Annotated in this window: 25 protein-coding genes; 15 read left to right on the top strand and 10 right to left on the bottom strand. The window is 64.1% G+C overall.

Going from position 1 to position 24,849, the window contains the following annotated elements:
* Positions 1–7 precede the first annotated feature (7 nt).
* The 9 genes from ASD45_RS01760 to ASD45_RS01720 all read left to right on the top strand — a co-directional run bounded on the left by ASD45_RS01760 (position 8) and on the right by ASD45_RS01720 (position 8,931).
* Positions 8–574, top strand: coding sequence for a TlpA disulfide reductase family protein (locus ASD45_RS01760; RefSeq protein ID WP_056909904.1), 567 nt, complete (start codon positions 8–10; stop codon positions 572–574).
* Complete coding sequence (locus tag ASD45_RS01755) at positions 571–1,674, top strand: transglutaminase-like domain-containing protein (protein ID WP_056909903.1); 1,104 nt, start codon at positions 571–573, stop codon at positions 1,672–1,674. Before ASD45_RS01760 ends, ASD45_RS01755 begins: the two co-directional genes overlap by 4 nt.
* Before the next feature lie 123 nt (positions 1,675–1,797).
* Positions 1,798–2,097, top strand: coding sequence for a hypothetical protein (locus tag ASD45_RS01750; RefSeq protein ID WP_156380672.1), 300 nt, complete (start codon positions 1,798–1,800; stop codon positions 2,095–2,097).
* Positions 2,098–2,134: 37 nt separating this feature from the next.
* Positions 2,135–2,371 carry a sulfurtransferase TusA family protein gene (locus ASD45_RS01745; protein ID WP_056909901.1) on the top strand — a complete coding sequence of 79 codons (237 nt, stop codon included), beginning with the start codon at positions 2,135–2,137 and terminating at the stop codon, positions 2,369–2,371.
* 3 nt (positions 2,372–2,374) lie between these two features.
* Positions 2,375–3,541 carry a cysteine desulfurase family protein gene (locus tag ASD45_RS01740; protein WP_056909900.1) on the top strand — a complete coding sequence of 389 codons (1,167 nt, stop codon included), beginning with the start codon at positions 2,375–2,377 and terminating at the stop codon, positions 3,539–3,541.
* 21 nt (positions 3,542–3,562) lie between these two features.
* Positions 3,563–4,609 (top strand): selenide, water dikinase SelD, encoded by a 1,047-nt coding sequence (gene selD / locus ASD45_RS01735; protein ID WP_156380905.1) that lies wholly within the window; start codon positions 3,563–3,565, stop codon positions 4,607–4,609.
* A gap of 288 nt (positions 4,610–4,897) precedes the next feature.
* On the top strand, positions 4,898–6,271 hold the full coding sequence (locus ASD45_RS01730; RefSeq protein WP_056909898.1) for a glutamine synthetase: 1,374 nt from the start codon (positions 4,898–4,900) through the stop codon (positions 6,269–6,271).
* Positions 6,272–6,328: 57 nt separating this feature from the next.
* Positions 6,329–7,714: an aldehyde dehydrogenase family protein gene (locus ASD45_RS01725; protein WP_056909897.1), complete on the top strand. Its 1,386-nt coding sequence runs from the start codon at positions 6,329–6,331 to the stop codon at positions 7,712–7,714.
* A gap of 50 nt (positions 7,715–7,764) precedes the next feature.
* The gene (locus ASD45_RS01720; protein WP_056909896.1) at positions 7,765–8,931 is read left to right on the top strand and encodes an iron-containing alcohol dehydrogenase; all 1,167 of its coding nucleotides are present in this window, start codon (positions 7,765–7,767) and stop codon (positions 8,929–8,931) included.
* 24 nt (positions 8,932–8,955) lie between these two features.
* Here the strand turns inward: ASD45_RS01720 and ASD45_RS01715 are convergent, their stop codons facing one another.
* The 7 genes from ASD45_RS01715 to ASD45_RS01685 all read right to left on the bottom strand — a co-directional run bounded on the left by ASD45_RS01715 (position 8,956) and on the right by ASD45_RS01685 (position 17,004).
* A complete protein-coding gene (locus ASD45_RS01715; protein WP_056909895.1) occupies positions 8,956–9,774 on the bottom strand; it encodes an ABC transporter permease in 819 nt (272 codons plus the stop codon).
* Position 9,775: 1 nt separating this feature from the next.
* Positions 9,776–10,687, bottom strand: coding sequence for an ABC transporter permease (locus ASD45_RS01710; protein WP_056909894.1), 912 nt, complete (start codon positions 10,685–10,687; stop codon positions 9,776–9,778).
* 7 nt (positions 10,688–10,694) lie between these two features.
* A complete protein-coding gene (locus ASD45_RS01705; RefSeq protein WP_056909893.1) occupies positions 10,695–11,774 on the bottom strand; it encodes an ABC transporter ATP-binding protein in 1,080 nt (359 codons plus the stop codon).
* 73 nt (positions 11,775–11,847) lie between these two features.
* Positions 11,848–12,906: an ABC transporter substrate-binding protein gene (locus tag ASD45_RS01700; protein ID WP_056909892.1), complete on the bottom strand. Its 1,059-nt coding sequence runs from the start codon at positions 12,904–12,906 to the stop codon at positions 11,848–11,850.
* A 188-nt stretch (positions 12,907–13,094) separates the two neighbouring features.
* Positions 13,095–14,390 (bottom strand): FAD-binding oxidoreductase, encoded by a 1,296-nt coding sequence (locus ASD45_RS01695; protein ID WP_244485169.1) that lies wholly within the window; start codon positions 14,388–14,390, stop codon positions 13,095–13,097.
* A gap of 20 nt (positions 14,391–14,410) precedes the next feature.
* A complete protein-coding gene (locus ASD45_RS01690) occupies positions 14,411–15,904 on the bottom strand; it encodes an aldehyde dehydrogenase family protein (protein ID WP_056909890.1) in 1,494 nt (497 codons plus the stop codon).
* Positions 15,901–17,004: a mandelate racemase/muconate lactonizing enzyme family protein gene (locus ASD45_RS01685; RefSeq protein ID WP_056912537.1), complete on the bottom strand. Its 1,104-nt coding sequence runs from the start codon at positions 17,002–17,004 to the stop codon at positions 15,901–15,903. The genes ASD45_RS01690 and ASD45_RS01685 overlap by 4 nt, the downstream gene beginning before the upstream one ends.
* A gap of 219 nt (positions 17,005–17,223) precedes the next feature.
* Here ASD45_RS01685 and ASD45_RS01680 point away from each other — a divergent pair, with 219 nt between their 5' ends.
* From ASD45_RS01680 to eda, 5 genes are all read left to right on the top strand, one after another.
* A complete protein-coding gene (locus ASD45_RS01680) occupies positions 17,224–18,702 on the top strand; it encodes a PLP-dependent aminotransferase family protein (protein ID WP_244485167.1) in 1,479 nt (492 codons plus the stop codon).
* A gap of 113 nt (positions 18,703–18,815) precedes the next feature.
* Entirely contained in the window at positions 18,816–20,426 is a 1,611-nt protein-coding gene (locus ASD45_RS01675) for a GMC family oxidoreductase N-terminal domain-containing protein (RefSeq protein WP_056909888.1), read from the top strand.
* Positions 20,427–20,531: 105 nt separating this feature from the next.
* Positions 20,532–21,473: a sugar kinase gene (locus ASD45_RS01670; protein WP_056909887.1), complete on the top strand. Its 942-nt coding sequence runs from the start codon at positions 20,532–20,534 to the stop codon at positions 21,471–21,473.
* Complete coding sequence (locus ASD45_RS01665; protein ID WP_056909886.1) at positions 21,466–21,858, top strand: methylglyoxal synthase; 393 nt, start codon at positions 21,466–21,468, stop codon at positions 21,856–21,858. The genes ASD45_RS01670 and ASD45_RS01665 overlap by 8 nt, the downstream gene beginning before the upstream one ends.
* The gene (gene eda / locus ASD45_RS01660; protein WP_056909885.1) at positions 21,855–22,508 is read left to right on the top strand and encodes a bifunctional 4-hydroxy-2-oxoglutarate aldolase/2-dehydro-3-deoxy-phosphogluconate aldolase; all 654 of its coding nucleotides are present in this window, start codon (positions 21,855–21,857) and stop codon (positions 22,506–22,508) included. Before ASD45_RS01665 ends, eda begins: the two co-directional genes overlap by 4 nt.
* A gap of 182 nt (positions 22,509–22,690) precedes the next feature.
* On the opposite strand, the gene ASD45_RS01655 is transcribed toward eda, so the two are convergent.
* Positions 22,691–22,894 (bottom strand): cold-shock protein, encoded by a 204-nt coding sequence (locus ASD45_RS01655; RefSeq protein WP_156380671.1) that lies wholly within the window; start codon positions 22,892–22,894, stop codon positions 22,691–22,693.
* A 355-nt stretch (positions 22,895–23,249) separates the two neighbouring features.
* Between ASD45_RS01655 and ASD45_RS23945 the strand changes: the two genes are divergently transcribed.
* On the top strand, positions 23,250–23,768 hold the full coding sequence (locus ASD45_RS23945) for a septal ring lytic transglycosylase RlpA family protein (protein WP_156380670.1): 519 nt from the start codon (positions 23,250–23,252) through the stop codon (positions 23,766–23,768).
* A 77-nt stretch (positions 23,769–23,845) separates the two neighbouring features.
* Here the strand turns inward: ASD45_RS23945 and ASD45_RS23265 are convergent, their stop codons facing one another.
* Both ASD45_RS23265 and ASD45_RS01645 read right to left on the bottom strand, forming a co-directional pair.
* Positions 23,846–24,055, bottom strand: a complete 210-nt coding sequence (locus ASD45_RS23265; protein ID WP_156380669.1) for a hypothetical protein — start codon at positions 24,053–24,055, stop codon at positions 23,846–23,848.
* Entirely contained in the window at positions 24,048–24,515 is a 468-nt protein-coding gene (locus ASD45_RS01645; RefSeq protein ID WP_200949619.1) for a hypothetical protein, read from the bottom strand. Before ASD45_RS01645 ends, ASD45_RS23265 begins: the two co-directional genes overlap by 8 nt.
* Between the last annotated feature and the right edge of the window lie 334 nt (positions 24,516–24,849).

Raw genomic sequence — 24,849 nt, 5'->3', positions numbered from 1 at the left:
CGACGCTTTGACGAGTGCGACGACGGTTCTTGTCGCGCTCATGGTGTTTGCCGTGTTTGCTGCGCCCGTGCGCGCAGCCGAGATGGCGCCCTGGGCGGGCCCACCTCCTCCCGCTTTCACGCTGCCGCAATTTGGCGCCGCACCGGGCGCGGCGGTGTCATTAGCCGAGCAGTCGGGCGACACGATCCTGGTTCACTTCTTCGCGAGCTGGTGCGAATCCTGCCGCGACGAACTGCCCGCGCTCAAACGCCTGGCCGACCGCGGCGCGCCCGGCTTGAGGGTGATCGCCATCGCCGTTGCCGACGTCGATGCGCCATTACGGCGCTTGATCGAGGCCACCGGCGTCACCTTTCCTGTCCTGATGGACCGCGACCGGGCCGTGGCGCGCGCCTGGTCCATCTCGGCATTGCCATCAACCGTCGTCCTAAATGCGGGACACGAGTCCAGGCTGATCGTCGAGAGCGATTTTGCGTGGGACACGGTCGACCCGACGAAACTGATAGAGCGGCTTGCTTCGCCGCGCCCTCACATTTCCGTCCAACAAAGCCTAATCACTCAAGGAGAACCACGATGAATCTCGATCGTCGCACGCTTCTGAAGGCCGGCGCCGCCGTCACCTTGACTGCCGGCCTGCCGCGCTTTGCTTCCGCAGCCGGCACTTTCAATCCAACGCCGGGCAACTGGCGCACCTTCGAGATCGTGACGAAACTGGAAATCGCCAAACCAGAAGGCAAAACGCGGGCCTGGATTCCCGTTCCCGCCGTCAATGAAGCCGAATGGTTCAAGTCGCTTGGCAGCGAATGGACCACCAATGGCGGCGCGACACTGGCGCGCGAGCCGAAATATGGTGCGGAATTCGTGGCCGCTGAGTGGAAGGACGGCGAAGCCGCTCCGGTCATCCAGGTGACCAGCCGGATTTCGACTCGCGACCGGGCCGTCGATCTGAGCAATCCCGGCACCGTTGCCGACCTGTCGGCGGCCGACCGCAAGCACTATACCGAAGGCACCGACCTGATTCCGATCGACGGTATCGTCAAGCAGACCGCCGACAAGATCACCGCCGGCGCCAAGACCGATCTCGACAAGGCCCGCGCGATCTACGAATGGGTGGTGGAGAACACGGTTCGCGATCCCAAGACCCGCGGTTGCGGCATCGGCGACATCGCCTCGATGCTCAAGACCGGCAACCTCTCCGGCAAGTGCGCCGACCTCAATGCACTTTATGTCGGATTGGCCCGTGCCAGCGATCTGCCGGCGCGCGATGTCTATGGCATCCGCGTGGCGCCGTCGCAATTCGGCTACAAGAGCCTGGGCGCTAGCTCCGCTAACATTACCAAAGCGCAGCACTGCCGCGCCGAAACCTTCATCACCGGCCACGGCTGGATCGCCAGCGATCCGGCCGACGTACGCAAGGTGATGCTCGAGGAGCCGCCGGGCAATCTGACGATCGATAATCCGAAGGTCGTCGATGCGCGCAAGACGCTGCTCGGCGGCTGGGAAGGCAACTGGCTGGCTTACAATTTCGCCCACGACGTGGCGCTGCCGGGCTCGGATGGACCGCGGCTCGGCTTCTTGATGTATCCGCAAGCGGAATGCGGCCCGAACCGGCCCGATTGCCTCGACCCGGATAATTTCAAATACAGCATCATCGCCAAGGAAGTCACAGCAGCGTGATTTCTTACGACCAGTATCTGCGGACGCCGTTCTTGCGGCGTCCGCTTCGGACTATCACATCCCAGCCCGGAACTATTCCGGCGGCTGGCGCATTGGCCGTCATCTTCTTCATCGGAGACGGCTATGCGAACAGTCATATTGGTAGCAGCGGTTTCATTGGCGTTTTCGTCGATGGCGCTGGCGCAAAGCGGTTCTGGCAGCAGCGGCGACGCGCCGCAGAACAAGGGCTCGACCGGCTGGACCGGTGCGCATCCGGAAACCGGCGGCAGCACGCTCGACAAGACCAATCCGGGTCATTCGACGACCGGACAAGGCGGCCCCGCCTACGATCAAGACGCCGCGAAGACGCAGCCCCCGGTCGCCACCGGCGAGGACCTCAAGGGGCCGGCCAAACAATTCCCGCCGAGCCAGACGCCGGAATAATCCCGGCGTCGCGCTGCGCCGGCGCGGCCCCCCTGCAATGACCGCGCCGGCCCAGACCATTCTCGATCTACGCGGCTTGCGTTGTCCGCAGCCGGTGCTGCGCGCCAAGAAAGCGCTGCGCAACTTGGCGGCGGGAGACGCCCTGGTGCTCGAATGCACCGACCCGCTCACCGTCATCGACGTTCCCCATTTCTGCCGTCAGACCGGCAACACGTTGAGCGCGCAAGAGCGCAAGGCCGAGCTCTACGTCTTCACCATCGTGAAGCGAGGTTGAACGATGGCGCCGCCGCTTCAACCAATCTATCTCGACAACAATGCGACGACGCCAATCGATCCGCAGGTCCTGGAGGCGATGTTGCCTTATCTGCGCGAACGATTCGGCAACCCGTCTTCGGCGCATGCGCTCGGCGAGCCGGCGCATGATGCAGTTGAGCGCGCGCGAGTTGAAGTGGCGGCGCTGATCGGCGCCGCCGCCGATGAGATCGTGTTCACGAGCGGCGGCACCGAAGCCAGCAACATGGCGATCCGCGGCGCCGCAACCATGAACCCGGCGCGCCGCGCGGTCGTCACCACCAACATCGAGCACCCGGCGACCGACGCCTGCTGCGCCTTGCTCGAACGCGCCGGTCATCCGATCCGCCGCCTCGCGGCGAAGGTCGACGGCCGGGTCGATGCCGCCGATGCTTCCGCCCTGATCGGCACCGACACCGCGCTCGTCACCATTATCCACGCGCAGAACGAGATCGGCATGCTGCAGCCTGTCGCGGACATCGCCCGGCAGGCGCACGCCGCCGGCGCGCTGGTGCATGTCGATGTGGCGCAATCGCTCGGCAAGATACCGGTCGATGTCGATGCGCTCGGCGGCGATCTGTTGTCGATCGCCGCGCACAAGCTTTATGCGCCAAAGGGAATCGGCGTGCTTTATATCCGCGACGGCGTCGAACTTCCGCCGCTGCTGGTCGGCGCCGGCCAGGAGCACGGCCGCCGGCCCGGCACCGAAAACGTGCCCTACATCGTCGGCGTCGGCGAAGCCTGCCGGCTGGCGCGCGCGGCGCTCGCCGAAGCCGAGCCGCGCATGCGCGCGCTCAACGCGCGTCTGTTGGATAAGCTCACTCAGACCGTGCCCGGCCTGGCGCTGGTCGGCCATCCGACCGAACGGCTGCCGAACACGCTGAACGTCCTGTTTCCCGGCGTATCGGGACGGCAATTGCTTGCCTGCTGCCCGGGCGTGCTCGCGTCAAACGGCTCCGCCTGCCACGCCGATAGCGAAGAGCCTTCGGCGATCCTGCTGGCACTCGGTATTCCGCGCGATGCCGCGCTTGGTACGGTCCGGCTTTCGCTCGGCCGCCATACGACAGCCGAAGACATCGACAGCACCGCCACGTTGCTCGCCGCGGCGTGGCGCGGTCTCTATCCCGCCAATCTCGAGCGCGCAGCCAGTTGACCAAGGAGATTCGCCGTGAACATTCAACAACCGATCCGGCTCAGCCACCTCTCTCACGGCGGCGGCTGCGGCTGCAAACTGGCACCGTCGGTGCTGCAGCAATTGCTGTCCAGCCATCCGACGGTGTCGCCCTACAAGCAGTTGCTGGTCGGCGTCGAAACCGGCGACGATGCCGCGGTGTGGGAATTGGACAACGGGACTTGCATCATCGCCACCACCGACTTCTTCATGCCGATGGTGGATGACGCGCGCGACTTCGGCCGCATCGCCGCCACCAACGCCATATCCGATGTCTATGCCATGGGCGGCACGCCGATCATGGCGCTCGCCATTCTCGGCATGCCGGTCGACAAGATCCCGCCGGAAATGGTGCGACAGATCCTCGAAGGCGGCGTTGCGGTTTGCGAAACGGCCGGCATTCCCATCGCCGGCGGCCACTCGATCGACTCGCCGGAGCCGATCTACGGTCTCGCCGTCATCGGCACCGCGGTGAAAAGCGACATCCGCCGGAACGCCGACGCCAAGGCCGGCGACAAGCTCATCCTCACCAAGGCGCTCGGCGTCGGCATCTATTCGGCGGCGTTCAAGAAAAGCGCGCTGTCGCGCCAGGCCTACGATGAGTTCATTGCGACGACGACCCTGCTCAATCGCGTCGGGGCAAAGCTCGCCAGGGAAAGTGCCGTGCACGCGATGACCGACGTCACCGGCTTCGGCCTGCTCGGCCACGCGCTGGAGATGGCGCGCGGCTCGGGCAAGACCGTGAACGTGAAAGCCGAGGCGCTGCCGCTTCTCAATGAGGCGGCGAGCCTGGCACAGCAGGGCTTCGTTACCGGCGCCTCGGGGCGAAACTGGAAAAGCTACGACAGCAGCGTCGTGCTGCCGAACGACATGCCGGACTGGCAGCGTCAGCTCTTGTGCGATCCACAGACCTCGGGCGGACTGCTCGTGGCCTGCGCGGCGGTGCAAGCCGACACGATTCTGGGGACCATCAAGGCCGCCGGCTACCCCGCCGCGCGCATCATCGGCGACATCGCCGACGGAAAACCGCAGGTTGTGGTCGAGGCCTGACGAATTCGCCGCCCGCGGGCGCAAGCCATGACGCGCACCTATGCTGGCTTGCGCGCGCCCCCTCTATCGACGTTTTGCGGCTTTAACTCCTAAAAAGCGTCGCGCCCGACGAGCCCGTTCGAGATAAAGCAGCGCGCGGGGTTGACCGCATCGAAATCGCAACCTGGGAGAGATTCAAGGCCTGAAAAACAGGCGCCAATATTGATGTAAGCTACTGAATATTCTTCTTTTTCCCTGTCGGAAACGTCCCCTTTTTGCTATCCTTTCTAGAGGTTTTCGAGGGGCACCATGCGAGACATTCCGACCATTAAATCCGCTCAGGAAGCGATTGATTACGTGCGCCAGCGCGACCTGCCCTATGTCCGGGTCGGCCTGTTCGACATCGATGGGGTGTTCCGCGGCAAGTATATCGGCCGCGACAAATTCGAAAGCTCGATCGATAAAGCCCTCGGCTTTTGCGACGTGGTGGTCGGCTGGGACAGCAACGATCAGCTTTACGATAACGTCAAAGTCACCGGCTGGCACTCCGGCTATCCGGACGCCGCGGTGCGCATGCTGCCCGAGACGTTGCGCATCCTGCCGCTCGAGGACGACCTGCCGCTGGTGCTCTGCGAATTCGCCGACAAGTGGCAGGAGGTTTGCCCGCGCGGCACGCTGCGCCGCGTGTTGCAACGTGCCAAGGACATGGGCTTTCGCGTCAACGCCGCGGCGGAGTTCGAGTTCTTTCTGTTCGAAGAGACGCCGCATTCGGTGCGCGAGAAGAATTACCGCAACCTGAAGAACATCACGCCGGGCTACTTTGGTTATTCGATGCTGCGCAGCTCGGTGCATGCCGACTTCTATCGCGACTTGCTCGATCTCGCGCGCGATATGAATTTCGAGATCGAGGGCCTGCACACCGAGACCGGTCCCGGCGTGCTCGAGGCCGCGATCCGCGTCGATGAGGCGCTGATTGCCGCCGACAAGGCGGCGCTGTTCAAGACCTACACCAAAGTGCTGGCGCAGAAGCGCGGCTGGATGGCTTCGTTCATGGCCAAGTCGTCGCATGAATGGCCGGGTCAATCCGGCCACCTGCATACCTCGCTGCAGGATCTCAAATCCGGCAAGGGAGTGTTCCACGACGCCGGCAAGCCGCACGGCATGTCGGACATCATGCGCTGGTATGTCGGCGGCCAGCAGGCGCTGATGCCGGAATTGCTGGCGATGGTGGCCTGCACGGTGAACAGCTATACGCGGCTCATCCCCGGTTTCTGGGCACCGACCGACTCCGCCTGGTCGGTCGACAACCGCACCACGGCGCTGCGCGTCATCGAAGGTTCGGAGAAATCGCAGCGCGTCGAGTATCGCGTCGCCGCAGCCGACATCAATCCGTACATCGCCATGGCGGCGGCGATCGGCTCGGGCCTGTGGGGCATCGAGCACCGCATCGAGCCCGGTGCGCCGATGACCGGCAATGCCTATGAGGTGAAGCTGCCGGCGGACCGCGCGCTGCCGCGCACCTTGTGGGACGCCGCGCAGCGCCTTAAGGCGTCGGCTCCGGCACGCGCCTTGTACGGCGATGCCTTCGTCGAGCACTACGCCGCGACGCGCGAGTGGGAAGAACGCGAATTCCGCCGCGCCATCACCGACTGGGAAATGCAACGCTACTTCGAGATCATCTGAGCCGAAGCCGCGATCGCGCGCCTCGCTTTTCCTTTCTCTCCTGTTCCGGACCTCACCATGACCGACGTTGTCTGCATCTCGCCCATCGACGGCCGCGAAGTCGCGCGCCGGCCCTCCGCCAGCGCTGCCACCATTGATGCCGCTCTCACCGCCGCGCGTCAGGCACAGAAGCAGTGGGCAAAAGTGCCGCTCGCGACCCGCATGGCGAAGATGACCGCCTTTGTCGATGCCATGCTGGCGATGAACCAGGAGGTCGTACCGGAGATCGCCCGGCAGATGGGCCGCCCGGTGAAGTGGGGCGGCGAATTCAGGCCATTCGAAGAACGCGCACGCCACATGATCGCGATCGCGCCGGACGCGCTCAAGCCGCATGTGCCCAAACCGATCGAAGGCTTCACGCGCTTCATCGACAAAACGCCGGCCGGCGTCGTTCTCGTCATCGCGCCGTGGAATTACCCGTATCTCACCGCGGTCAACAGCGTCGTCCCGGCGCTGGTCGCGGGCAATGCCGTCATCCTCAAGCATGCGGCGCAAACCATTCTGGTCGGCGAGCGTTTCGACAAGGCGATGCGCGCCGCCGATCTGCCGCCCGGCCTGTTCGCCAATCTGGTGCTGACCCATGACGACACCGCGCGCATTCTGTCGAGCGGCGCGGTGGATCACGCCAACTTCACCGGCTCGGTCGCCGGCGGACAGGCGATCGAACGCGCGGCGGCAGGGACATTCACAACGCTCGGGCTCGAACTCGGCGGCAAGGACCCCGCCTATGTGCGCGCCGACGCCAACCTCAAGCACGCCGTGGAAAATCTGGTCGATGGCGCCTTCTTCAACTCCGGGCAGTGTTGCTGCGGCATCGAGCGCATCTATGTCCACGACTCGCTCTATGACGACTTCGTCGCGGGCTTCGTCGAACTGACCAGCAGCTACAAGCTCGGCAATCCGCTTGATGAGACGACGACGCTCGGGCCGATGGCGACGCCACGCGGCGCCGACGTCGTGCGCCGCCAGATCAAGGACGCTATCGCCAAAGGCACGCGCAGCCACATCGATCCGAAGCTGTTTCCTGCCGATGAAGGCCGTGGCACCTACGTGATGCCGCAAGTGCTCACCGAAGTCGATCACAGCATGGAATTGATGACGGTCGAGAACTTCGGACCGGTCGTCGGCATCATGAAAGTCTCAAACGACGACGAAGCGATCAGGCTGATGAATGACAGCCCTTACGGCCTCACCGCGGCAATCTGGACTTCCGACGAAGCCGCCGCGTTGTCGATCGGCCAGCAGGTTGAGACCGGAACCGTATTCATGAACCGCTGCGATTATCTCGATCCGGCGCTCGCCTGGACCGGCGTCAAGGATACCGGCCGCGGCGTCAGCCTGTCGGAAATCGGCTACGACATGCTCACGCGCGCCAAGAGCTTCCATCTCAGGGCCTTGTCCTGAGCGTTCATATCGTTTCCGCTCATCTCAACACTCACGCAACAGAGTTTTCAATGTCCACCTCGCCTACCGCCAACTGGAATTATCCGACGTCGGTGCGCTTCGGCGCCGGCCGCATCAAGGAACTGCCGCAGGTCTGCAAGGATCTCGGTTTCGCCAAGCCTTTGCTGGTGACCGATCCGTTCCTCGCGGCGCAGCCGATGACGCAGTCCGTCGTCAAGGGATTGCGCGACGCCGGGCTCGGCGTCGGCGTGTTCTCCGACGTCAAATCCAATCCGAATGATGCCAATGTCGAAGCCGGGCTCAAGGTGCTCAAGGCCGGCGGCCATGACAGCGTTATCGCCTTCGGCGGCGGTTCGGCGCTTGACGCCGGCAAGGTCATCGCCTTCATGGCCGGACAGACGCGGCCGATGTGGGACTTCGAAGACATCGGCGACTGGTGGACGCGCGCCGATCCGAAAGGCATCGCACCGGTGATCGCCGTACCAACCACTGCCGGAACCGGCTCGGAAGTCGGTCGCGCCGGCGTCATCACGCAGCAGGCAACGCATTCGAAGAAGGTGATCTTCCATCCCGGCATGATGCCGAAGGTGACGATCTGCGACGCGGAACTGACCGCCGGCATGCCGCCGAAGATCACTGCCGGCACCGGCATGGATGCGCTGGCACATTGTATCGAAGCCTATTGTTCGCCGTTCTATCATCCGATGGGTGACGGCATCGCGGTCGAAGGCGCCCGCCTTGCCAAAGACTATCTGCCGCGCGCTTATCAAAACGGCAGCGATCTCGAGGCACGCGCGCACATGATGTCAGCGGCGGCGATGGGTGCGACCGCCTTTCAGAAAGGCCTCGGCGCCATTCACGCCTTGTCGCATCCGGTCGGTGCGCTGTACGACACGCATCACGGCATGACCAATGCGGTGTTCATGCCTTATGTGCTGGTGTTCAACCGCCCGGCGATCGAAGCCAAGATCGGGCGGCTTGCCGCCTATCTTGGACTTGCGCCGAACTTCGATGCTTTCCTCGCCTGGGTCATGGATTTTCGCAAAGCGCTCGGCGTGCCGCATACGCTGAAGGAATTCGGCGTCGATGAATCGCAATTCGATCTCGTCGCCAGGATGGCGCCGGACGATCCTACAGCCGGCGGCAATCCGGTGCCGCTGACCGAAGCGGCGGCGCGCGCCCTGCTCGACAAGGCCTTTCGCGGCGAGATGAAGTAAGAGAGACGGCCGGTGGCGCTGCGTTCAGGGCTTCGCTTGCCGGCCGAACATCTGTGCCAGCGCCAGCAACAGGCTGGTGACCACGATCATGATCGTGGAAATCGCGGCGATGGTCGGGTCGATCTGATCTCTCAGCGCCGTGAACATGATGCGGGTCAGCGTCGAATTCTCGCCGCCCGACACGAACAGCGAGACGATGACTTCGTCGAACGACGTCAGGAACGACAACACCGCGGCGGTCAGCACCGCGAACTTGATCTGCGGCATCACCACCGTGAAAAACGCCGTGACCCGCGAGGCGCCGAGACTGCGCGCGACCCGCTCCTGATTCATGTCGAAGCTCTTCAGCGCCGACGTCACGATCATGATGACGATCGGGATCGCCAGAATGCTGTGCGCCAGCACGACGCCGATCAATGAGTTGACCAGCTTGAGTCGCACATACGCATAGAAGATCGCGGTGCCGACCAGGATGATCGGAATGACGATCGGCGTGATCAGCAGCAGCGACACCAGCCGTGCCGTCGCCAGCTCGGCGTTGTACAGCCCATAAGCCGCGATGGTGCCGAGCGGAGTCGCCACGATCACGGTGAGCGTCGCCGCCTTGAACGACGTCGCCGTCGCATGCATCCACGAGCGCGAGTTGAAATAGGCCTCATACCACCGCAACGACAAATGCCGCGGCGGAAATTCGAGATATTGCGATTCCGAGAACGACATCGGAATGACGAGCAGCGTCGGCAGCACCAGGAAAGCGAACAGCACGACGACCAGCGCATAGAGCCACAGCCGCGAACGATGCGTGATCTGCGTTTCCGTCGCGGGCTTGTCGAGCCAGCTCATGTCAGTGCCCCGCTCCCACCAACGAAAGACCTTTCGCGAGGCGCGAGGCTACCCACAGCAGAATCAGCGTCAGCAGCAGCAGCACCGCGCCGAGCGCGCTGGCCGAGCCCCAGTTCAGGAAAGTGTCGATATCGGTTGCGATCCGGCTCGACACCATGGTGACCCGGCCGCCGCCGAGCACCTCCGGCGTGATGTAGAAGCCGAGGCAAAGAATGAACACGACCAGCGCGCCGGCGGTCAGCCCCGGCAGCGATAGCGGCAGGAACACTCGGACAAAACTCTGCACCGGGCTGGCGCCGAGGTTGGCCGCGGCCTGCACCAGCGTACGGTCGATCGTGCGCATGCTGCCGTACAGCGGCAGGACGATGAACGGCAGCATGATGTGGACCATGCCGATCAATGTCCCGGTCATGTTGTTGACCAGGGCCAGCGGTTCCGACCACAGGCCGAGCTGCATGCCCCAGGTGTTGATCAGACCGGTGCGCTGCAGCAGCACCAGCCACGCATAAGTGCGCACCAGCAGCGACGTCCAGAACGGCAGCAGCACCAGGATTATGCACAGATTGGCGGCGCGCGCCGAGAGTTGCGACATGAAATAGGCCAGCGGATAGCCAAGCACGGCGCAGATCGCCGTGGTGAGCGCGCTCACCTTGAACGTGGTCCAGAAGATGCGCGCATAGGACGGCTGTTCGACGAGGTTCCGGTAGTTGTGCAGCGTGGCGACACCGCCATCGGTGAAGAACGACAGATAGAACAGCCAGCCGACCGGCACGATCAAGCATACGAATACAAGCAACAGCGCCGGCGCCGCGAGCGACAGCATCAGCCAGCGCTCGATCGTGCGGTCCCGGCGCAACGCTGCGGCGTGACCGTCACCGAGAGACATTGCTGCGGGTCCGGTGGTTACGCTCATGGCCGGCTCAATCCTCGGCCGGCAGCAGCGTCGTGTCGGCGACCGACAGCCCGAGCGTGATGGACTCGCGATCCGCCGGCACCGACTGCAGGCCGGCGCTGTTCGCCGGAACGCGCAGCGTGATCGCGTCGCCGCCTCCGAGATCGACGTCGATGCGAAGCGTATCGCCCTGGAATACCCGGCCGACGGTGCGGCCGCTGAAGCAGTTCATATTGTCGGACGCCGCGCCATCGACGATCTGCACCTGCTCGGGCCGGATCATCAACAGGCAGCGGCCGTCACGCACCGGCGCGGCGTCGGCTTTGATAACCGTGTCGCGATAACGGCAGACGCCGCCGCTCACCGCCACATTGAGGAAAGTGGACTCGCCGATGAACTCGGCGACGAAGCGGCTATTCGGTTTGGAATAGATGTGCCGCGGCGAGTCGAGCTGCGCGAGCTTGCCCTTATTGATCACGGCGATGCGGTCCGACATCGTCAGCGCCTCGCGCTGATCATGCGTCACGTAGATCGTCGTCGTGCCAAGTTTTTCGTGCAGGCGGCGCAGTTCGAGCTGCATCAGTTCGCGCAACTGCTTGTCGAGTGCCGACAACGGCTCATCCATCAGGATGATGCGTGGCTCGAAGACGAGAGCGCGCGCAAGCGCGACGCGCTGGCGCTGGCCGCCGGACAGTTCATGAATGCCGCGTGTCCCGTAGCCGCCGAGTTGCACCATCTCGAGCGCGGCTTCGACGCGCTTGGCGATTTCAGCGGCGCCGACTTTCCGCAGCCGCAGCGGGAAAGCAATATTGCCCGCCACGTTCATATGGGGAAACAGCGCGTAGTTCTGGAACACCATCCCCAGATCGCGCTTCTGCGGTGCCAGGCGGATGACCTCCTCGCTGCCGAACAGGATGCTGCCTGAATCGGGACGGGTAAAACCGGCGAGCACCATCAGCAGCGTGGTCTTGCCCGATCCGGACGGGCCGAGCAGCGTCAGAAACTCGCCGGCCTGAACATGCAGGTCGACCCGATCGAGCACGACGATGGCACCGTAGGATTTGGTGACCTGTCGGGCATGAATGTCGAGTGCCGATGCGGATGCCATAAAATGAGCGACTGTCGCCTGTTCCTTGAAGTGGTCGGCCGGGGCACCTTGAGCCGCGCCCCGGCTGCACTTGCTACTCGGTTAGCATATTCTGATAGGCGGCCGCGGCCTTCTCTTCGTTCTTGATATACCAGTCGAGATCGATCGAAAGCTGCTCTTTCACGTTGTCGGGATGCGACGGCAGCTTCTTGGCGTAGGTCGCGTCGATGGCGCCGATTTCGTAGGCTTTCTTGTTGGTCGGCCCGTAGGTGATGTACTTGGTGAATTCCGCCTGATATTGCGGCTTGGATATCTCGCTCAAGAACTTCATCGCCAAGTCCTTGTGCGGTGCGCCTTTCGGAATGGCGTAGCAATCGTAGTCGAGCAGTGCCTGGTTGAACGTGTAGGCGACCTTGCCGCCATCCTTGGCGACCACGTCGAAGCGACCATTCCAGCCGGTGATCATATCGACTTCGCCATCCTTCATCAGTTGCGCATGCTGCGCGCCGGAGGTCCACCACACGCTGATGTGCGGCTTGAGCTCCTTGATCTTCTTGATGGCGCGTTCGATGCCGCCCGGCGCTGACAGCACCTCATAGACCTTGCCGGCCGGCACACCGTCGGCCATCAGCGCCGGCTCAAGCGCCCCGGCCACGCCCTTGCGGTAAGAGCGCTTGCCCGGAAATTTCTTGACGTCCCAGAAGTCGGCCCACGACTTCGGGTGATTGTCGTCATAGGTCTTGGTGTTCCAGGCCATCACGGTCGAGAACACGTCGCCGCCGACGCAATAGTCCTGTGCGGTGTTCGGCACGAAGGTCGAACGGTCGATGACGTTGTAGTCCAGCTTCTCCAGATAGCCAGCCGCGCCGGCGCGCGCCGCGCTGCCCGAGCCGCTCGCCACCACGTCCCACGTCACGGCGCCCGCCTTGACCTTGACGACCGCGTCCGAGATGCCGGTGTAGGTTTCTTCCTTGAGCTTGATGCCGAGCGCCTTGGCGGCCGGCTGGAACAGCGCCTTGCTCTGCGCTTCCTGGTACGAGCCGCCGAACGAAACGACGGTCAGTTCCTGCGCGCCGGCGGTCGCGCCGACCAGACCGACGGCGGCGAAGATGGCCAATGAAGCGATGGCTAGTTGGGATCGATTGATCGTCATTCCGTGCTCCTCACCCTGCTCATGAATGTCAGCCCGGGTTTTCAGGGGCGACCGTTGTTTAATTGGTCTTATCGCCGATCCTAAACCCGCGCCTTATCGGTCCGTATTCCCGGACGGGAAAGAAGGGCCAGTCTGGAAATAGGAGGGGTCCACTCCCCGTGTGGCTGCGGCGCAAACCTGCCATCGTCTCATCCGCGCCGGTCACGCCAGCGATAGTACAGGACCGACGGCGCCAGAAACCAAGGATTGCCCGTGTAAAATGGCCGCGTCTGGAACGACAGATCGTCAAAGGCGGTGCGGCCCTCACTGAGCCCGAGCACCTTGTGCCCAAGGCGCATGCCGCAATAGCTCGCCATGCCGACCCCCGAGCCGCAATAGCCCATGGCGTAATACATGCCGTCCTGCCGGCCGATGTGCATGAGTTCGTCGAACGTGTAGGCGATAAAGCCGCACCAGGAATGACTGATCTTCTTCGATGCCAGCTGCGGGAAGATGCCGACCATGTCGGCATGCAGCTTGGGGCCACTGAGCATCGGATCGGTCTCGCTCAAGGAGACGCGGCCGCCGAAAAGGATTCGGCGGCGATCCGGCGAGGCGCGATAGTAGTAAACGACCTTGCGGGTATCGCTGACGATACGGTTCTGCGGAATGAGCTCGTCGACCAGTGAGCGATCGAGCATTTCCGTAGCAATCACATAACTGCCGATGGGGATGACGCGCCGCTTCAGCCATGGCGTCACGCCGCCGGTATAGCCGTTGGTGGCGATGACGACGTCGCGCGCGTCGATGGTGCCCCGCGTCGTCTTGACGATGAACCTGTCGCCGCTGCGCTCGATCGCGACCGCCGGACAATAGACGACGATGTCGACGCCTGCAGCGGCGGCGAGGTCGAGCAGCCCCTGGTGATAGCGCGCCGGATCGACCGACGCGTGCTGCTCATACACGGCGCCGCCGAAATAGCCGTCGGAGCCGATCTCGCGGCGCTGCTCGCTGCGCGGCACCATGTGCGCCGGGACCTCAAGCCCCTTGGGCTGGTTCTTCACCGCCGCAGCCAGCACATCGTATTGCTTCGCGTTGTGCGCGGCATGGAACCGGCCGACCACCGCGAAATTGCAATCGAGGCGATTGTCGCGAACGAAGTCGCCCATGAAGCGCAGGGAGTTCTGTCCCTCCTTCACGATGTCGAACGCGCGCTGCGGCCCGTGGCGGCGCGCCAGGGCGGCGTAGGATGGCTTGATGCTGGTCGAGATCTGCCCGCCATTGCGGGTGCTGCAGCCGAAGCCCGCCGCCTCGGCATCGATCACGACGGTATGGCGCCCGGCCCGCGCCGTCTGCAGCGCGGCGTGCAGCCCGGTGTAGCCGGAGCCGATGACGACGACATCGGCGCGCGCCGGAGGAGTCTTGGTTGCCAGCTCGGGCCGCGGCACATGATCCCACCAGTAGGGCGCTGGTTTGAAATCATCGGTGAAGAGTGCTGCGTTCACGTGTACCGGTCCTATTGTCATCAGATCCGTGCGACGACGCTTTTCAGTTTGCAATAGCTGCGCAGTCCCGCCATGCCCTTTTCCCGGCCGAAGCCGGATTTCCGGTTGCCGCCGAACGGGACCTCGATACCACCGGCGAACCATTCATTGATGAACACCTGCCCGGCATCGACATCGCGGGCGAAGCGCAATGCGTCGGTGATGTTCTTCGAATAGATGCCGGCGACGAGGGCGTAGGACGTCGCGTTCGCCGCCGCCAGCGCTTCGTCCGCGCCATCGACGATCTGCACCGCCAGCACCGGACCGAAGATCTCTTCCTGGACGAGAGGATCGTCCGCACCGCGCGCTTCGATGATGGTCGGCTCGTAGAACCAGCCGCTACCGCCGGCCTCGGGTTTTGCGATCGCAGCGCCCGCATAGACGCGATTGCCCGCGGCGACCGCGCGCCGGACATGACCGTCGATGGTCTCGAGTTGCCGCAGCGAGTTGACGGGGCCGAGATCGGGATTCGTCAGGCCGTGGCCGATCCGCAGGCCCTTCACCCGCGTCGTGAGCCGGCTCATGAAGGCGACGGCGATGGCGCGGTCGAGAACGAGGCGCGATCCGGCCGAGCAGATCTGGCCGGCGTTCTCGTAGATCGCCTCGATCACGCCGTTGACGGCGGCGTCCATGTCGCAGTCGGCGAGCACGACCAGCGGCGACTTGCCGCCCAACTCGAGAACCAACCGCGTCACGTGCTGGGCCGCCGCGCGCATGACCGCCGTCCCCGTCGCGACGGAGCCGGTAAAGGTGATGTGATCGATGCCCGGATGGGCGACCAGCGGCGCGCCGGCCTGGGCGCCCGTCCCGGTGACCACATTCAGCACGCCGTCGGGCAGGCCCGCCTCGTGCAGCAGCTCGGCGAGCATCAGGGCGGTGAACGGCGTCTGCTCGGCGGGCTTGGCGACCACCGTGCAGCCGGCCGCCAGGGCGGGCGCAATACCACGGGCCACAGTCGACAGCGGATAGTTCCAGGGGATGATCTGGGCGGCGACGCCGATCGGCTCCTCAGTGGTGAAGCCGACATAGTTGCGGCCGAGCGGCAGGCTGTCGCCATGCAGCTTGTCGGCGGCGCCGGCGTAATACTCGAACGCCCGCGCCACGCCGCGCAGGTCGCCCTCGGCCTCGGTGAGGCGCTTGCCGCTGTCGAGGCTCTCCACCACGGCGAAGCGCGCGGCGCGCTCGCGCAGCAGGCTGGCGGCCCTGGCAAGGATGCGGCCGCGCTCGGCCGGCCCCATCTGTCGCCACGGACCGCAGAGCGCGGTCCTGGCGGCGGCGACGGCGGCGTCGACGTCGGCGGCGTCGCCAGCGGCAAATCGCGCGAAAGCCCGCCCGCGGCCCGGGTCGAAGCTCTCCATCGTGTTGCCGGACAGCCCCGGGACGAAGCGGCCGCCGATGTAATGGCCCTGCGGCAGCCCGGTGAGCGTGCCGGTCGTCATGACCTCCGCGACCAGGGCGTCAGCCGGACCGCTCATGGCAGTTCGCTCACGGTGTATTCCGCGGCGTCAAGCCAGGCCGGGTTGATTTCGAGGCCCCAGCCCGGACCGGCCGGGATTTCCACCATGCCGTCTTTGGCCCGCAGCGGGTTGAGCAGCAGCCCCTCCTCCCACGGGTAGTAATCGTAGCCCTCGATGGAGAATTCCACATAGGGTCCGCCGTTCGGGATCGCGCCCATGATGTGCAGTGTGAACGCAGTGACCAGCGACTGATTGGCCGAGTGCGGCGTGAACGGCAGCCCGGCAGCTTCGGCCCAGCGCGCCACCTTCAACATCCGCGTCACGCCGCCGAGGTAGCAAACGTCGGGCTGGACGACATCGACGACCTTGTTGTCGATGATGTAGCGCCACAGCGTCAGATCGCAGTCCTGTTCGCCGCCCGTCACGTCGAGGCTCAGCGCCTGCCTGACCTCCGACGTCCAGCCGTGCTCCCAATAGGGACACGGCTCTTCGAAATGGATGACGCCGTAATCCTGCAGCATGTGACCGACTTCGATGGCCTTGGCCGGCGTATAGGCGCTGTTGCCATCGACCAGCAGCCGCGCCTCGTCGCCGAGGGCGGCACGCACCTGCGGCACGATGGCGTCGGTGCGCCCCGGCCATTCGTCGATGTCGTGGCCGCATTCCTTGCCGACGCGAAACTTGAATGCGGTGTAGCCGAATTCGCCCTGCAGCCGTTTGAGCCGCTCCGCCTCGGCCTCGGGCGTGATCTCGCCGCGCTTCATGCTCGACGCGTAGACCGGAAACGGCCGCGGCGTGCCGCCGAGAAGTTCGCAGACGCTCTTGTTCTCGATGCGGCCGCGCAGATCCCAAAGCGCGGTATCGAGCCCGGTCAGCGCCCGGAACAGATACGAGCCCGGAAACTTGTGTTCGCGCTCCGGAATGGTCGCGACCAGATGGGCGATGTCGAAAGCGTCGGCGCCCAGTGAATATGGCGCGATCTGGCGGTGAAAGACTGCTGCCGTGATGTCAGCATTGTAGGGCGAGAATTGCCCCCACCCTTGCGCCCCACTTTCCGTTGTGGCCCGCACGAAACCGACAGAGGTATTCGAAAACGTCTCGAGCTTCGTGATTTTCATCGGCTTCGCCATTCAACCTACAGGCGGCGGAAGCGATGCCCGGGCCGAGGGCCCAGCACTCTTGTCCGTCGTTCTCCAACTTTTAGAGTTGAAATGGTCTGCTCTTAAGGTCCATTCTGACCGAATAAGAAGGCCACTCCGCTTGGCGCGGGACAAGGTGGCCTATTCCGGCAACATGCGACGTGGGGAGACTGAGTGGTCAAGCGGGCGGGAGGCGCATTGCTGCAGTCGATCGCCATCGATCGCGAGGCCTCGCACGGCCTGAGCGTTCAAATCTGCGCGCATCTGCGCGAGTTCATCCTGTCCGGTTCGCTCAAGGCCGGCGGGCGGTTACCCTCGACGCGGACCTTGGCCAACGAACTCAATGTGGCGCGCGCCACCATCGTCGAATGCTTCGACCAGTTGGCCGCCGAGGGCCTGATCGAGTCACGCGTCGGCGCCGGCACCTATGTCAGCGAAGCGCTCAAGCATGAGCGGCTGCCGGTCGCGACGCAAAAGCCCGTGGTGTCGGAAAAGAGCGCACGCCTGGCGCAATCCATGACGTCCGCGTCGAGCCGCTTCGTGCCGCGGCTGGTGCATGAACCGCGCGCCTTCACCACCGCTATTCCCGCTTACGACGCCTTCCCGATGGCGCAATGGGCGCGGCTGTCCGGCAAGCACTGGCGCGAGGCACGCAAGGATGTGCTCGGTTATCCGGACCCGCACGGTCATGACTTGCTGCGAAAGGCGATCGCCGATCATCTGCGAATCAACCGCGGCATCCGCTGCGACTGGCAGCAGATCTTCATCGTCGCCGGTGCGCAGCAGGCATTTCAGCTTATCGCCTCGACATTGATCGATCCCGGCGACAAGGTCTGGTTCGAGGATCCCGGCGCGATTGGCGCCCGCAACAGCTTCGTCGTCTCCGGCGCCGATCTGGTGCCGGTGCGCGTCGATGACGATGGGCTCGACGTCGATGACGCGCTGCGCAAGGCGCCCGACTTCCGGCTCGCCTTCGTGACGCCGTCGCACCAGCAACCGCTCGGCGTCAGCATGTCGCTGGAGCGCCGCGTCGCGCTGCTCGCCGCCGCGCAGAACAACGGCGCCTGGATCATCGAAGACGATTGGGATGGCGAGTTCTGTTTTTCCGGCATGCCGATGCCGACCTTGCAGAGTATGGATCAGGCGGGCCGCGTCATTTATGTCGGCTCGTTTTCAAAGTCGTTGTTTCCGTCGCTGCGCCTCGGCTTCATCCTGGCGCCGCCGGCGCTGATGGAGCATTTCCGGACCAGCCTCGAAGCGTTCTTGCCGGGCGTGCCCACCGCGATCCAGGCCATCGTCGCCGACTTCATCGTTGAAGGGCATTTCGCCACGCATATTCGCCGGATGCGCAAGGCCTATCACGAGCACTACCAGGCGCTTTATCAGGGCGTGCGGAAACATCTCGGCGATTATCTCGACATCAGGCCTTCGACTACAGGCATGCACACCGTGGCCTATCTCGCACCGGGCCTGAATGCCGAGATGATCGCCCAGCGTGCCGCTGAGCGCGGCCTGACCCTGACGCCGATCGGGCGTTTCTGTATCGCGCCCAACGACCGCCAGGGTTTCGCTCTCGGCTTCAGCGGCTTCTCCCCGGCACAGATCGAGACCGGGATCGCTGCGCTCAAGGACGTGTTCGCCGATCTCTCGCCGGCGGTCCGCGCCAAGTCGGCATGACTTGCAAGCCCTCATGACCGTCAGCCGGTACTGGTCCGACGCTAACGCGAGAATGGACCTCTGCATTCGCCGCCGGCCTGCCTAAAGTCGCGCACGCGACGGAGGATTGCGGCTTGGATTCTTTCGACACCATCATCATCGGCGCCGGCTCAGCCGGCTGCGTGATCGCCGGTCAACTGGCGGCCGCCGGCACGCGCAAAATCCTGGTGCTCGAAGCCGGCCCGCACGACCGCAGCCCGTGGCTGCATCTGCCGATCGGCTACGGCAAGATGTTTTACAATCCCGCCGTCAACTGGATGTACGAAACCGAGCCGGTACCCGGACTGGCGAACCGGCGCATCTATCAGCCACGCGGCAAGGTCGTCGGCGGCTCGAGCGCCATCAACGCCATGGTTTATTCGCGTGGCCAGGCCGAGGACTATGACGGCTGGGAAGCGCTGGGCAACCGCGGCTGGGGCTGGCCGGATGTATTGCGCCTGTATCGCCGCATCGAGGATCATGACCTCGGCGCATCCGAATGGCACGGCGCGGGCGGCCCGCTGCATATCACCGATATCGCGTCGACGGCGCATCCGCTCACAGCGCTGTTCATCAAGGCCGGCGCCGAAGTGGGCCTTTCGTTCAATCCCGATCTCAATGGCGCGACGACCGAAGGCGTCGGCACCTATCAGATTACGACCCGTCGCGGCATTCGCGAATCCGCGGCGCGCGCCTTCCTGCGCCCGGCGATGCGCACCGGGCGGGTGCGCGTCGAAGCAGAAACATTGGTGACGCGCATTCTATTCGACGGCCGCCGCGCGGTCGGCGTCGAATGCCGGCAACATGGCGAAGTGAAAACCTTTCACGCCAACGCGGAGATCATTCTCTGCGGCGGCGCGTTCAATTCGCCGCAGCTCTTGCAGCTTTCCGGCATCGGCCCCGGTGCCTTGCTTCGTGAGCACGGCATCGACGTCATCAGCGACAGTCCTGCCGTCGGTCGGAATTTCCAGGACCACCTCTGCTACGACCACGTCTACAAATCGACGCGGCCGAGCCTGAACGACGATCTGTTGCCGCTCGCCGGCAAACTGCGCGTCGGCTTGGCCTATCTGCTGGGCCGCCGCGGCCCGCTGTCGCTGAGCGTGAACCAGGGTGGCGGCTTCTATCGTTCGCGACCGGAACTGGCGCGACCCGATATCCAGCTCTACTTCTCGCCACTGAGCTACACCAAGGCGCCGCCGCGCGTGCGCGCGCTGATGAAGCCCGATCCGTTCTCCGGCTTCTCGACCAGCGTATCACCATGCCAGCCGAAGAGCCGCGGCCATGTCGCCATCCGCTCGGCCGATCCGACCGTGGCGCCGGAGATCGCGCCGAATTATCTGTCGCATCAGGACGACGTCGACACGTTGCTGTCGGGTGCGCGCTTTCTGTGCGCGCTGGCGCGGACGCCGACCTTCAACGATCTCGTCAGGGAAGAGCTGGCGCCCGGCGCGGCTCGGCATTCCGATGCCGAATTGCTCGACGATATCCGGCAGCGCGCCTATTCGGTGTTTCATCCGAGCGGCACGTGCCGCATGGGCGTCGACCCGGCGGATTGCGTCGTCGATCCGGCGCTGCGGGTTTACGGCGTCGAAGGCTTGCGCGTCGCCGATGCCTCGATCTTCCCGACCGTGCCCTCGGGCAACACCAACGCGCCGGCGATGATGGTGGGCGCCAGGGCCGCGGAACTGATCCTCAATTCCTGACCTGTCTGCAGCCCGCCCCCCGCGCAAAAAGGGATGGGTCGCCCCCGGCGCCCCTGATATAGAGGCGGCGCGGCGGTCTGCGCCGCTGCATAGTCAGACAGGCCGATGAGCGAAACGATCGACATCCTGTCCATGGGCGAGCCCATGGTGGAGTTCAATCAGACCCGCGAGGGCGACGGTTCCACCTTTCTGCGCGGCTGTGGCGGCGACACCTCGAACTTCGCCGTCGCCGCGGCTCGCCAGGGCGCGCGCGCCGGCTATATCTCCGCCGTCGGCGCCGACTCCAACGGCGCACTGCTGCGCGCGATGTGGAAGGCCGAAGGCGTCGATGATCGTTACGTGCTGACCACGCCGGACGCGCCGACCGGCGTCTACTTCGTCAGCCACAGCGACAAGGGCCATCAGTTCGACTTCTGTCGCACCGGTTCGGCCGCGAGCCGCTATTCGGCCGGCGACCTGCCGCGCGATGCCATCGCCAAGGCGAAAGTGCTGCACCTGTCCGGCATTTCGCTCGGCATCTCCACATCGGCCTGCGACGCCTGCTACCAGGCCGCCGAGCATGCGCGCGCCAAGGGCGTCAAGGTGTCGTTCGACACTAATCTGCGGCGCAAGCTGTGGCCGCTCGGGCGCGCCCGCGCCGTGATCTGGGATTTCATCGCGCTCGCCGACATCTGCCTGCCCAGCTATGACGACGTCGTGCAACTGTCCGATCTGCGCGCGGCCGACGACATCGTCGATCGCTGCCTGAAGGCCGGCGCCGGGATCGTGGCGCTGAAGCTCGGCGCCGACGGCGCGCTGGTCGCCGACGCCAGCCGGCGCGTGCGCATTGCGCCGTATCCGTGCCGCGCCGTCGATGCGACCGGCGCAGGGGACACCTTTGCCGGCGCCTTCATTGCCCGCATCGTCACCGGCGACGCCATCGAAGCCGCCGGGCACTACGCGGCCGCAGCGGCCGCGCTCTCGACCGAGGGCTATGGCGCGGTCACGCCGATCCCGACGGCTGAGCGCGTGCGGGCCCATTTGCAGGAGCGCCGCCGGCATGGCTGACAGGCTCCGCATCGCCCTCATCGCTCACGACGCGAAGAAAGATGAAATGGCGAACTGGGCGCATGCCCACGAGGCGCGGTTGGCGCGCTGCGAGCTCGTCGCCACCGGCAACACCGGCCTGCAACTCACCCGGCGCTGCCCCTCGCTCAAGGTCGAACGCCTGCTCAGCGGACCGCTGGGCGGCGATCAGCAGATCGGCGCGCGGATCGTCGAAAGTAAAGTGGACGCGCTGATCTTCTTCATTGATCCATTGTCGGCCCATCCGCACGACGTCGACGTCAAGGCGCTGGTGCGCGTCGCGGTGCTGACCAACATTGCGTTCGCGCTGAACAGCCACACCGCCGACTGTGTCTTGTTCAATCTGTTGCCGGAGAAGAACGCATGACCACAAACGCCTCGTCCAAGCGTGCCAGGGAGCTGCTGGCGCTGGCGCCCGTCGTGCCCGTCATAACCATCGAGCGAGCCGCCGACGCCGTGCCGCTGGCACGCGCGCTGGTGCGCGGCGGCCTCCGCACCATCGAGATCACGCTGCGCACCGACGCAGCCGTCGATGCGGCCGCGGCAATCATCGCCGAGGTGCCGGATGCGGTTGTTGGAATCGGCACCGTGCTGACTCCGGCCGATCTCGCGCGTTCCGCCGAGATCGGTGCCGCCTTCGCCATCAGCCCTGGCTATACGCCGGATTTATTGCGCGCCGCCGCCACTGGGGCTCTGCCCTATACTCCGGGCATCCAGACGGCGTCCGAGCTCACCGCGTGCGTGACCGCGGGCTTCGACACCGTAAAGTTCTTTCCGGCAGTGCCGGCCGGCGGTCTCGCGGCCTTGAATGCGCTCACCGGCCCCTTCCCATCCGTCGGTTTCTGTCCGACCGGAGGCATCGGCGAAGCCAATGCGGCCGAATGGCTGGCGCACCGGAATGTCATTACGGTCGGCGGCTCATGGATCGCCCCAGCAGCCGCGATCAGGGAAGGCGCGTGGCAGGCCATCGAGGAGCGCGCCCGGGCGGCAAGCCGGCTACGTACGGCCCCTCGATGATGGCTTCGCGTCAGTAGCCCTTGAGCAGCGCAGATCTACTGCTCGCGGGCGCGGTCATGCTCGGACCGGTTTCACGCGCAAGTCCCTGCCAACAGAGAACAGCAGGAACTCTCTCGAGAAATGGCAGAAGACCGCCGTTCCATGACCCCGCGAACGAGACCGGGCCTGGAACGGACGCTTCGCTATTTCACCTTGATGTTTTCAGCCGATTCCTTGCCTTTATTGGTGACCACCTCATATTCGATCACCGCGCCCTCATTGAGGGTGCTCAAGCCTGCGCGTTCGACGGCCGAGATGTGAACGAACACATCTTTTCCGCCAGACTGGGGCTGTACGAAGCCGTATCCTTTAGTGGGATTGAACCATTTAACGGTACCTGTTGGCACGCTTAACTCCCGTTTTTGCGACACCCTGGATGACCAAGGCTTCATAGATTATCGCAATTTCCAGGCAGGCGATAGGCTCATGGCACCCAAGGCGCAAAGAAGGCGATGATACCGGCAAACCTCGAAAATCATGGCGAAATGTCCGCCCTGGCAGCGAGCATTTCGCGGCCCCAAATCATGTCAGAAAGGCATCGGGGCGCACGAACAATGGCCAGAGGACCTTGATAAAGATCAAAGCATCGGCATTCACCGAGACCTAACAAGGGTATCCGCTTCCTAAGCTACAATACTCGCTAAAATGAACCTATACAGCGCTGCTTTATTTGGGAGCGAGGCACGCGCGTGAGGACATCTCATGCGAATGCTTTTCATAAGCGCCGCCGTTCTCCAATTCCTCTCTGCAACGACTGCCCAAACGGCATCGGCCGAAAGCCAATCCGCATCGCTGGACCAACGGGACCAGGTCGCCGCGATCGTCAGGCATGAGACGACCCGCCCGCTGACCCGCCTCGAACTTCTAGCACCGCATGAGACGCTATTAGCGCTGCCGCTTGTCACACTTCGTTTATTGATGACAGGACTGATTGGAGGAGCCACATCCGAATCGGGAATTGCATCCACCTATGCCGGCGGTCTGACTGCGAGTGGTGAGAAAGCACGTCCGGGCGGGGCGTCCGCCGCGCACCGATCCATAGCGTTCGGAACGATGGTTCGAGTGACAAACCGGGCAAACGGGAAATCCGTGATCGTTCGGATCAACGATCGAGGGCCCTTTGTCCGGGGCCGCATCATTGACCTCATGCCCGCCACAGCCCGGAAACTGGGCTTCTCGGGGCTCACTCCCGTTACAATCGTGATTGTCAGCCTTCCTTAAGGCCGTGACCCGGTGCTTTGCGCAATCACGAGCGCGACTTGCAGCGTGGACCAAGCGGCCCGAGAGATACTGATGGTCTAAGCGAACGCGCGCCCTGAAAGGGTCAGCTCACTTTGACGGGCGGACCGCTCGTGCGCTTCGGCGATGCTCTTGATGCGATAACAAGGATCTTCCGGATCCCGGTCCGACGCAGGAATAAGCTGGCGAATTTCGTAGGCGCCCGGAGCTGACGATCGAAGGACCCCGACGTCGAGCTCGACAGTCTGTCCGATTTGAAATTTATGCATGCGGCGTTCCTTCCGTCTTGGGTGGTATTGAATTCCGGTCCAGAGGACCCTCGCGATCCTTTTTCTTATGCAGAAAACGGGCGATTTGACCTCTGAGCTCGACTGAGTTCAGCAGGTCTCCCATTGACCCGGCGGTATCGAAGAGTTCGCGCTGCAGTCTCGTCGGTATCGCTTTCCACTGCATGATGACAGCGGCGCCGAGACATCGAAGGATCTTCTCTTCGGTTTCCGCGACCGGTTCGGGCGCAACGGGCAATCCGCTGGCGTCGTACTGCCCGCGGTTATCGGTCGAATGAAGCATCTTGTCGTAATTGTTCTCGAGCCATTCCTCATTGTCCGCCAGCGCATTGAAGCTCTTCTTCGATCGTTGGAGCTCACGTATTTCGCTGGGAACGGCAGTACGTTTGAGGGATTCGGCGCTCTCCGCAGCCTTCGCGCGAAATTTTTCTGCTTTGAACATCGGAGGTTCCCTGCGCGATATGCGCCGAGCGGGACCCCGCGCGACGGTGCTCATTCTTGCGTGTTTTCTGGCTCTACCTATAGATAGGAATGATCAGGCCGGATTGCGATAGCTGTCAGGCGGGACGAACTTGCTCCTACGGCTCGCCTGCGCGCTTCGGCGGCCCCAGTCCGCCAATGGCAAATCCTTTACGATGAACCGCAACGTCCTCTCCATTGACATCGCAATTACCTGGACATTCGGCCAATAAGCGCGCACGTTCATATTCATTCGACGCGTAGCACGCGTCGCCGGGCGTTTTTGCCCCTTTAACTAAAATTCGTAATACCTTCCC

The sequence above is a fragment of the Pseudolabrys sp. Root1462 genome (assembly GCF_001426945.1).
GTDB lineage: Bacteria > Pseudomonadota > Alphaproteobacteria > Rhizobiales > Xanthobacteraceae > Pseudolabrys.
The sequence above is the reverse complement of the archived record's forward strand: the minus strand, read 5'-3'. Positions and strand labels throughout refer to the sequence as shown.